This window comes from Streptomyces aurantiacus JA 4570 (genome assembly GCF_000414115.1).
Classification (GTDB): Bacteria; Actinomycetota; Actinomycetes; order Streptomycetales; family Streptomycetaceae; genus Streptomyces; species Streptomyces aurantiacus_A.
In genome coordinates, this window is the sequence record NZ_AOPZ01000120.1 from 19734 (window position 1) to 29365 (window position 9632).

The following is a 9632-nucleotide window of genomic DNA, read 5'->3' on the forward strand; positions in this document are numbered from 1 at the left end:
GTCTCTTCCCGTCGCCCCTTGCTGCCCGGCGCGATCGTACGTAAGGATGCGTACAGTCAATCGTACGTATTCCCGCGTACAGTCGTACCGTTGCCATGAAGGGGCACTTCCGTGTCTGACAAGCACCGCCTGGGCTGGAGCCTCGTGCTGCTCGCCCTCGCGCAGACGGTCTACTCGCTGGACCTCAACATCGTCTTCGTCGCGCTCCCGGAGATCGGCTCCGACCTCGGATTCCCGGGCCAGACCCAGCAGTTGGTGGTCAGTGCGTACGTCGTCCTCGCGGGCGGGTTCCTGCTGCTCGGCGGGCGCGCGGCCGACCTCCTCGGGCGGCGGCGGATGTTCGTCCTCGCCCTGACCCTGTACGCCGTCTCGTCCCTCGCGGGCGGCCTCGCGAACAGCGCGGGCGTCATCGTCACGGCCCGCGCCGTGCAGGGGATCGGCGGTGCCCTGCTGCTCCCGGCCACCCTCTCCCTCATCAACAACCTCTTCGAGGAGGGCCCCCGGCGCAATCGCGCGCTCGCCGTGTGGGGCGGCGCCGGAGCCAGCGGCCTCACCCTCGGCGCGCTCCTCGGCGGCGTGCTCACCGAACGCTTCGGCTGGCCCGCGGTGTTCTACGTGAACGTGCCGCTCGCCGGACTCATCGCCCTCGCCGCGCTGTACGTCATCCCGCGCGACCCGGCGCGCGGCGAGCGCCGCCGCTTCGACCTGCCGGGGGCGCTGAGTGTCACGGCGGGCTCGACGCTGCTGGTCTTCGGCCTCGTCGAGGGGCCCGAACTGGGCTGGGGCGACCCGCTGGTCGTGGCCGCCTTCGCCGTCGCCGCCGTCTTCCTCGTCGCCTTCGCGGCGATCGAGGCCCGCAGCGCCGACCCGCTGATGCCGTTCCGCCTCTTCCGCAACCGCAGCCTCACCGTCGGCATGACGGTCACGTTCGTCTACATGGCGACGTTCGGTGTGCTGCCGTACTTCCTGACGGTGCTGATGCAGAGCGTGCACGGCTACAGCGCCCTCGGGACCGGGCTCGCCTTCCTCGTGCCGTCCCTCGCCATCGCCGCAGGCACCCAGCTCGGCGAGCGCATGACCACGCGTGCGGGCACCCGCGCCACGCTCCTGGCGGGCTTCGCCGTCGGCGTCGTCGGCACGGCCGTGCTCGCCGTCGGCTTCGACGACGGCGCGGGCTACGGCCTGCTCGTGCCCGGGCTCGTGGTGTCCGGCCTCGGGCAGGGCGTCGTGTGGACGGCCATGTGGATCGCCGCCGCCACCGGCACGCCCGCCCACGAGCAGGGCGTCGCCAACGGCATCGCGTCCACGGCCCTGAACATCGGCAACGCCATCGGCCTCGCCGTGTTCACGGTGATCGCCGACATCGGCACCGCCGGGAAGGCGGGCGCCGCGCTGCGCACGGCGACCGCCGACGGCGGGTCCCTCGTGGTGCTCCTGACAGCGGCGGGCATGGCGGCGGGCCTGCTCGTCACGTTCGCCCTGCCCCGGTCGGGCGCCGCCCGTACGGTACTTGCGTCAGGCACCGGCCAGGACGCCGCCGACCTCGTCAACGCCCCAGGAAAATCGGGTTCGTGAGGGCCGCCATGGGGCCGGGCAGCGGCGGCGCCACCTGCGGCTTGCGCACTTCCGCCCGTACGTACGCCGCGTACGAAGCCGTCGTACGCCACTGGGCGGACCCCGTCCCCGACTCCGGAATCACCGGGCTGGTGAACAGCACGCCCTGGTCGGTCACGAAGCGGATCGTGCAGCCGGGGACGCCCTTGACGTCGAGGCGGACCGTCACCGGGTCGTCGGAGTCGACGCGCAGGCGCTCGCCGATGCCCGCCTGCCGGCCCTTGCCGCCGGACGCGGAGAAGGACAGCTCGATGCCCTTGGACTCGGCGAGGTAGGAGCGGCCCGCGCGGATGCCCTCCTGGATGGCCTCGCGGGTCAGGTCGTCGGCGAGGACGACGGTCTGCGGGCGGCCGACGGGGTCGGGGTCGCGGTGGGCGTCGCTGTTGCCCATCGCCGGGGTCCAGCGGCGGCCGCCGCGCGCGGCGGCGACGAGCGCGTTGTCCCACTCGGCGATGGCCACCTCGTCCTCCGGGGAGTACGCGCCGTTCCACACCTCGACCGCGTCCGCCTCGCCGAAGCCGAACTTCCAGTTGCAGCCGACGCAGGTGGCGTGCGGGTGCGCGGGCACGACGAGGCCGCCCGCGCGGCGGATGGCGCGGGCGTAGTGGCCGAAGCGGTTGTCGCGGGCGCGGTAGCGCCAGTCGACGAAGGTCTCGGGCTCGGTGCCGATCGCGAGGACGTGGCCGTTGCGGGTCGTGACCTCCTCACCGAGCAGCACGAGCAGGTCGTCGCCCGCCACCTCGGACCAGTGGGCGTGCGCGGACTGGGTGTTGTGCTCGGAGGTGTTGATGAAGTCGAGTCCCGCGGCGCGGGCGAGGGCGCCGATCTCGGCGGGGGTGCGGCGGCCGTCGGAGTACCAGGTGTGCAGGTGGCAGTCGCCGCGGTACCAGGCCCGGCCCCGACCCTTGGCCCGCTCCGGCGGGTATTTCGGCTTCGGCGCCGTGCCGGGCGCGCCGTAGGTGAGGGTGATCGTCACCTCGTACGGCAGTCCCTGCGGGGCCACGGTGTAGGGGCCGAGCGCGATGTTCCACGTCCCGGCGCGCACCGGCCCCGGGATGTACCCGGGCGTCGCGTCGTCGGCCCGGACGAAGAACTCCGTGCGGGCGCCGCCCGACCACCCCCGGAACCCCCTCCCGCCGAGCGCCGTGCCGCGCTCGTCGAAGATCCCGATGTCGAGCGCGTTGCCCACGGTGCCGGGCGGCACCGCCGGCTTCTCGTACGCGTACGAGACGTGGATCTCCTTGACCCCGCGCGGGATCTCGACCGGCAGATACACGAAGTCCGGCGAACCGGTGGGCAGCGTGCCCCGCACCGTCTTCGTCTCTTTCCCCTCGCGCCGCCCCTCGGCGGCGCCGGCGCTGCTCGCGAAGCTCACACTGCCCAACGTAAGGGCGGTCGCCGCCCCCGTCACGAGCAGCGCGCGTCTGTTCAGGTGGCTTTCGTCCTCGCACATGCTGCGGCTCCCCAGAGGTCGTGGGCGATGGTGCCCGACGGTGACAGCGTGACGCCGGTGCTCACTGCGACTTTGGTATTGAGCCGTGAACTCCCTTGTAAGGGAAGGGGGTCGGCGGGTTTCGCGCAGTCGTCCGGTTCGGTGGGGCGCGGGTGGGCGCACGGCGGCCCGAAGCGGCGGGGAAGTGCCTGTAGGGGTCAGGTGTTCTCGCTCGTATGCTCGACGGCATGACCAACAGCGCACAGCCCCCCGAGGCCGGACGTCCCACCGCCAACGCCATGCGCCGCGCGCTGAAACGTGCCAGGGACGGCGTCGCGCTGGACGCGGCGGAGGCGGCGGTGCTGCTCCAGGCACGCGGGGACGACCTGGAGGACCTGGCCGCCTCGGCGGGGCGGGTGCGGGACGCGGGGCTCGCGGCGGAGGGGCGCGCCGGGGTCATCACGTACTCGAAGAGCGTGTTCATCCCGCTCACCCGGCTGTGCCGCGACAAGTGCCACTACTGCACGTTCGTGACCGTCCCGGGCAAGCTGCGCCGGGCCGGGCACGGGATGTTCATGTCACCGGACGAGGTCCTGGACATCGCGCGCCGCGGCGCCGAACTGGGCTGCAAGGAAGCGCTCATCACCCTCGGCGACAAGCCGGAGGACCGCTGGCCCGAGGCGCGCGAGTGGCTGGAGGCCGAGGGGTACGACGACACGATCGCGTACGTACGGGCCATCTCCATCCGGATCCTGGAGGAGACGGGCCTCCTGCCGCACCTCAACCCGGGCGTCATGACCTGGACCGACTTCCAGCGGCTCAAGCCCGTCGCGCCCAGCATGGGGATGATGCTGGAGACCACGGCGACGCGGCTGTGGAGCGAGCCGGGCGGGCCGCACCACGGCTCGCCCGACAAGGAACCGGCCGTGCGGCTGCGGGTGTTGGAGGACGCGGGCCGCTCGTCCGTGCCGTTCACCAGCGGGCTGCTCATCGGCATCGGGGAGACGTACGAGGAGCGGGCCGAATCGCTCTTCGCGCTGCGCCGCGTGGCCCGGTCCTACCACGGCATCCAGGAGCTGATCATCCAGAACTTCCGCGCCAAGCCGGACACGGCGATGCGCGGGATGCCGGACGCCGAGATGGACGACCTGGTCGCGACGGTGGCCGTGGCGCGGCACATCATGGGCCCGTCCGGCTGCATCCAGGCTCCGCCCAACCTCGTCGACGGCGAGTACGGGCGGCTCATCCGCGCCGGGATCGACGACTGGGGCGGTGTCTCGCCGATCACCATCGACCACGTCAACCCCGAGAAGCCGTGGCCGCAGATCGAGGAGCTGGCGGCCAGGTCCGAGGCGGAGGGCTTCCGCCTCCAGGAGCGGCTCTGCGTGTATCCGGAGTTCGTGCGGCGCGGCGAGCCGTGGCTCGACCCGCGCCTGTTGCCCCACGTGCGGGCGCTCGCCGACCCGTCGAGCGGCCTCGCGAACCCCGACGCCCCGGTGCGCGGCCTGCCCTGGCAGGAGCCCGACGAGGGGTACGTGGCCACGAAGTCATCGGGTCGCACCGACCTGCACCGCACCATCGACACGACCGGCCGCACGTCCGACCGGCGCGACGACTTCGACGAGGTGTACGGGGACTGGGAGGCGCTGCGGGAGCAGGCCGCGCCCGGGATGGTGCCCTCGCGCATCGACGGCGACGTGCGCGCGGCCCTTGCGACGGCCGCCGACGACCCGACGCGGCTCACGGACGACGAGGCGCTGGCCCTCCTCCACGCCGACGGGCCCGCCCTCGACGCCCTCTGCTCGGTCGCGGACGACGTCCGCAAGTCCGTCGTCGGCGACGACGTCACGTACATCGTCACGCGCAACATCAACTTCACCAACGTCTGCTACACGGGCTGCCGCTTCTGCGCCTTCGCGCAGCGGCGCACCGACGCGGACGCCTACACGCTGTCGTTGGACCAGGTCGCGGACCGCGCGGCGCAGGCGTGGGACGTGGGCGCCGTCGAGGTGTGCATGCAGGGCGGCATCCACCCGGACCTGCCCGGCACGGCGTACTTCGACATCGCGCGCGCCGTCAAGGAACGCGTGCCCGGCATGCACGTGCACGCCTTCTCGCCGATGGAGGTCGTCAACGGCGCGACCCGCACCGGGCTTTCGATCCGGGAATGGCTCACGCGCGCCAAGGAGTCGGGCCTCGACTCCATCCCCGGCACGGCCGCCGAGATCCTCGACGACGAGGTGCGCTGGATCCTCACCAAGGGCAAGCTGCCCACGGCCACGTGGAAGGAGGTCGTCTCCACCGCGCACGAGCTGGGCCTGCGCTCCTCGTCCACGATGATGTACGGCCACGTGGACCAGCCGCGCCACTGGCTCGGCCACTTCCGCACCCTGGCCGCGATGCAACAGGCCAACCTGGACAAGGGAGTCGAGGGCTTCACGGAGTTCGTGACGCTGCCGTTCATCCACACCAACGCGCCCGTGTACCTGGCCGGGATCGCCCGCCCCGGCCCCACCACCCGCGACAACCGCGCGGTGACCGCCATGGCCCGCCTCCTCCTCCACCCGCACATCCCCAACATCCAGACGAGCTGGGTGAAGCTCGGCGCGGAGGGCGCCGCCGAGATGCTGCGCTCCGGGGCGAACGACCTCGGCGGCACGCTGATGGAGGAGACCATCTCCCGGATGGCCGGGTCGAGTTACGGCTCGTACCGCTCGGTGCGGGACCTGGTCGCGATCGCGGACGCGGCGGGGCGCCCGTCGAAGCCGCGCACGACGCTCTACGGCGAGGTGCCGGAGGAACGGCAGCGGGCGGCCGCCGCGTCGGACGGCCACTTGCCGGAGCTGCTGCCGCTGGCCGACTAGACGGCCGGGCAGCCGGGCAGCCGGGCAGCCGGAGGGATTGACCCGGCTTTCTGCTGCTGAAGTGACCTGTTCAGCAGGTCATTTCAGCCGTAGAGTCATGATCATGAACAACGACGTGAACACGAACTCCCTGACCAGCGCCCCCGCCACGCCCCTTCAGGCGGTGCTGACCCGCGGCGCGGAGGCCGAGACCTGCGCCGACCCGAGCAGCGTGATGACCCTGCTCGGCGAGTCGGGCGCCGGAGCCGGAGCCGCCGGCTTCACCAGCTACCGCTCCAGCTTCGCCGCGGGCGCCGTGGGCGCACCGGCCCACTTCCACACCAAGGCGACGGAGCTCTTCTTCGTCATCAGCGGCTCGCTCCAGGTGCTCGTGGGCGAGGAAGTCACCGTCCTGAACGCGGGTGACTTCCTCGCGGTGCCGCCGCACACCCCGCACGCCTTCGCCGCGGCGCCGGGGTGCGAGGCGGACGTCCTGTTCGTCTTCACGCCGGGCATGGACCGGTTCGACTACCTGCGCCTGCTCGGCCGGGTGCTGCGCGGCGAGGCCGACCCGAAGGAGATCGCCGAGTCCTCGGAGCGCTTCGACAACCACTACGTCGACAGCCCGGTGTGGCGGGCCGCGCTGGAGGCCGCGAAGTAGAGCGCCAGGCTCTGAGGCGTCCCGGCTCGCGTCAGCGGCCCAGCTCGGTGCCGAACCGCGCCCCCTTCTCCGGCGCCCCCAGCGCCCCCGGGCCGAACGACACGATCCCGGACGTCGTCACGCCGGACGCCGAGCCCCGGAACACCCAGGCCGCGCCCGAGTCCGCGTACGTCCCGTCCTCGCCGACCGCCGCCACGGTCAGGTCGGCGTACGTGTCGCCGATGCCGCCGCTGTCGCCGTTCACGTCGGACAGCAGGACGCGGGCGCCGAAGGCGTCATCGGCCTCGGACGCGCCGGGCACGCCGGCCGTGGACTGCGTGAACGCCTGCGCGCCGGTGCCGCCGAGGCCCGCCTTGGCGCCCTTGAGCACGACGACGCTGCCCGCGTCCACGACATCCTTGCCGCCCGCCTTGACGTCCTCGCCGGGGACGCCGACGGCGATGTCCGCGTAGCCGTCGCCGTTGACGTCGCCCGCGCTGAGGTCGGCGCCGAACTGGTCGCCGTCGGTGTCCTCGACCGGGCCCTGCCCGCCCGTCTCGCCGACGCCGGGGACACCCGGGCTGTCCTGGGTGATCTTCTTGGTGCGGGTGGCGGCGGGGCCGTCCTTGCTGCCGTAGTCGACGCGCACGGTGCCCGCCTCGTACGAGTTGTCGTCGTTGCTGCCGCCGTTGTCGCGCGTGACGAAGTCGCCGTAGCCGTCGCCGTCCACGTCCGCGACGACGCCGCCCTGGGACGACTTGAGGCCCTTGGCCTCGTGGCTGAGCCCGCTCTTCGTGCCCTTCCAGAACTTGCTGGCGTACGCCTTGTCCTCGAAGTCGTGGCTGGTCACGAGGTCGTCGACGCCGTCCCCTGTCATGTCCCCGGCGACGAACCCGCTCGGCCCGCGGTACGCCCCGATCGTCACGACGTCCTTCCTCGCCGGTTCACCGGCGCGCGTGAACGGGCCGTACGAGACGGTCATGCCGCCGATCTCGTCCTCGTTCCTCGGATACGCCGCCGAGACCAGGTCGCGGTGCCCGTCGCCGTCGAAGTCCCCGGCCGCCAGGTCCCCGCGCGCCTCCGGCAGTTCACCGGCGGCGCCGCTCAGGCCGTCGGCGGACCCCCACAGGGCGATGCCCTTGGCCAGGAAGCCGCCGCCGATGACGAGATCGGTGTACCCGTCGCTGTCGAAGTCACCGACGGACAGCTCTCTGCCGAAGGTCTCGTGCTCGGTGACGTCGCCGGGCACGCCCGCGGTGCCGCGGTCGATGACACGCGGGTGCGCGCGGTCCGGCCCGTTCTTGGAGCCGTACACGACGGCGACGTACCCGGCGCTCTCCTTCCCGCCGACCGTGCCGTACGGCGCGCCCAGCACGAGGTCCGCGTAACCGTCCTTGTTGAAGTCGGTGACGGGCGCCTTGGGCGCCTTCGGCGCGGCGGACGCGGTGCCGGACGCGGCGAGCGCGAGCGGCGCGGCGAGCGCGGCGGCCGCGGCGGCGGCGATGAGGGTGCGGCGCACTGTTCCTCCTGCTGACGTGGGTGGATGTCCGCAGGGAAGACCTGTGAAGGGGGGTGACGGTTGTATGCCGCACCCCGGTCTTCGCGGTGCGGCGCGCCACACCGGCCCCCGGAGGGGTAAGACTGGTGCGTCGCAGGAGACTTGTCGGGCGAGGGGGAGCGGGCATGGCGGGGAGGTCCGGCGCGGGACGGCCGTCGATGCAGGCGTTGATACGGCGGCGCAGGCAGGCCGGCTTCGTGGGGCGGCTGGCCGAACTCCGGCTCTTCCGGCAGAACTTCGACGTGCCGCCGGAGGACGAGCGCCACCGCTTCCTGTTCTGCGTGCACGGCCCGGCAGGGGTCGGCAAGACGTCGCTGGTCCACGAGTTGCGGCAGGCGGCCCGCGACCGGGGGGCGCTGGTCGCGTACGTCGACGAGGCGGCGGACACGCTGCCGCAGGCGCTGACGGAGGTCGCCGCCCAGTTCGCCCGGCAGGGGCGGAGGTTGAAGGGCGTCGAGCGGGCGCTGGCGGGGTACCGGCAGCGGGCGCGGGAGGCGATGGCGGACCCCGGAGCGGCCGGAGCGGCCGGTGCGGCTGGGGCGCCCGGGGCGCCGTCGTCCGGCAGCCGCCTCGCCGCCCGCGCCGGGGTCGTCGGCATCGGCATGGTCCCCTTGGTCGGCCCGTTCGCGGCGGCGGCCGTGGACCCGGACCAGCTCGCGCACGGCGCCGACGGCCTGCGGGAACGGATCGGATCCCGCCTGCGCGGCGCCGGCGAAGGCACCGCCGGACTCCTCCTGGAACCGGAACGCGCCCTCACCCCCGCCCTCACCGACGATCTGGCGTCCGCGGCGGACGCGGCCCCGTGGCTCGTGCTGTTCTTCGACACGTACGAACGGACGGCGCCGTTCCTGGACGGCTGGCTGCGGGACCTGATGACGACCGACCGGTACGGGGAGCTGCCCGCGAACACGGTCGTGGTCCTTTCGGGCCAGCACCCGCTCGATCCCCACATCTGGGACGACGCGGGCGACTTCGCGTACGACGTCCCGCTGTCCCCCTTCACCGAGGACGAGGCGCGCGGCCTCCTCGCCGCCAAGGGCGTGACGGACGAGCCCGTCGTGGCGGAGGTCCTGCGGCTGTCCGGACGCCTGCCGGTGCTCGTCTCCACGCTGGCGGAGTCGGGGCCCCGGGGCCCGGCCGACGTGAGCGACCCGAGCGCGGGGGCCGTGGAGCGGTTCCTGCGCTGGGAGCGGGACCCGGGCCGGCGGGCGGCGGCGCTGGACTGCGCGTTGCCGCGGCGGCTCGACGAGGAGGTGGTGGCGGCCGCGCTGGGCGGGGACGCCGAAGCCCCGGCGGCCCCCGAAGTGTACGCCTGGCTCCGCACCCTCCCCTTCGTGGCCGACCGCCCCGACGGCGGCGCCCGCTACCACGACGTGGTCCGCGCGCCCATGCTGCGCCTGCGCCTCAACTCCGCTCCCCAGGCGTGGAGTTCGGGCCACGCCCGGCTCGCCGACGCGTTCGCGGCGCGGCGGCGGGCGCGGGAGGAGGCCGACCGGGGCGAGGCGGGCCGCCCGTGGATGCGGCCCGCGTGGCGGGCGCTGCGGG

General features: G+C 73.4%; 6 protein-coding genes. 4 read left to right on the top strand and 2 right to left on the bottom strand.

The features are described 5' to 3' along the window. Positions 1 to 111 precede the first annotated feature (111 nt). On the top strand, positions 112 to 1575 hold the full coding sequence (locus STRAU_RS14310; RefSeq protein ID WP_052029083.1) for an MFS transporter: 1464 nt from the start codon (positions 112 to 114) through the stop codon (positions 1573 to 1575). On the opposite strand, the gene STRAU_RS14315 is transcribed toward STRAU_RS14310, so the two are convergent. Beyond that, positions 1547 to 3067 carry a CehA/McbA family metallohydrolase gene (locus STRAU_RS14315; RefSeq protein ID WP_037659370.1) on the bottom strand — a complete coding sequence of 507 codons (1521 nt, stop codon included), beginning with the start codon at positions 3065 to 3067 and terminating at the stop codon, positions 1547 to 1549. The genes STRAU_RS14310 and STRAU_RS14315 overlap by 29 nt on opposite strands. A gap of 227 nt (positions 3068 to 3294) precedes the next feature. On the opposite strand from STRAU_RS14315, the gene STRAU_RS14320 reads away from it, so the two are divergent. Both STRAU_RS14320 and STRAU_RS14325 read left to right on the top strand, forming a co-directional pair. After that, positions 3295 to 5910 carry a bifunctional FO biosynthesis protein CofGH gene (locus STRAU_RS14320; protein ID WP_037659372.1) on the top strand — a complete coding sequence of 872 codons (2616 nt, stop codon included), beginning with the start codon at positions 3295 to 3297 and terminating at the stop codon, positions 5908 to 5910. Positions 5911 to 6013: 103 nt separating this feature from the next. Beyond that, on the top strand, positions 6014 to 6550 hold the full coding sequence (locus STRAU_RS14325) for a cupin domain-containing protein (protein ID WP_052029085.1): 537 nt from the start codon (positions 6014 to 6016) through the stop codon (positions 6548 to 6550). 31 nt (positions 6551 to 6581) lie between these two features. On the opposite strand, the gene STRAU_RS14330 is transcribed toward STRAU_RS14325, so the two are convergent. Beyond that, positions 6582 to 8048, bottom strand: coding sequence for an FG-GAP and VCBS repeat-containing protein (locus STRAU_RS14330; RefSeq protein ID WP_016641041.1), 1467 nt, complete (start codon positions 8046 to 8048; stop codon positions 6582 to 6584). 164 nt (positions 8049 to 8212) lie between these two features. On the opposite strand from STRAU_RS14330, the gene STRAU_RS14335 reads away from it, so the two are divergent. Then, on the top strand, positions 8213 to 9632 hold a 1420-nt coding region (locus tag STRAU_RS14335; protein ID WP_259299906.1), incomplete at its 3' end, for an ATP-binding protein.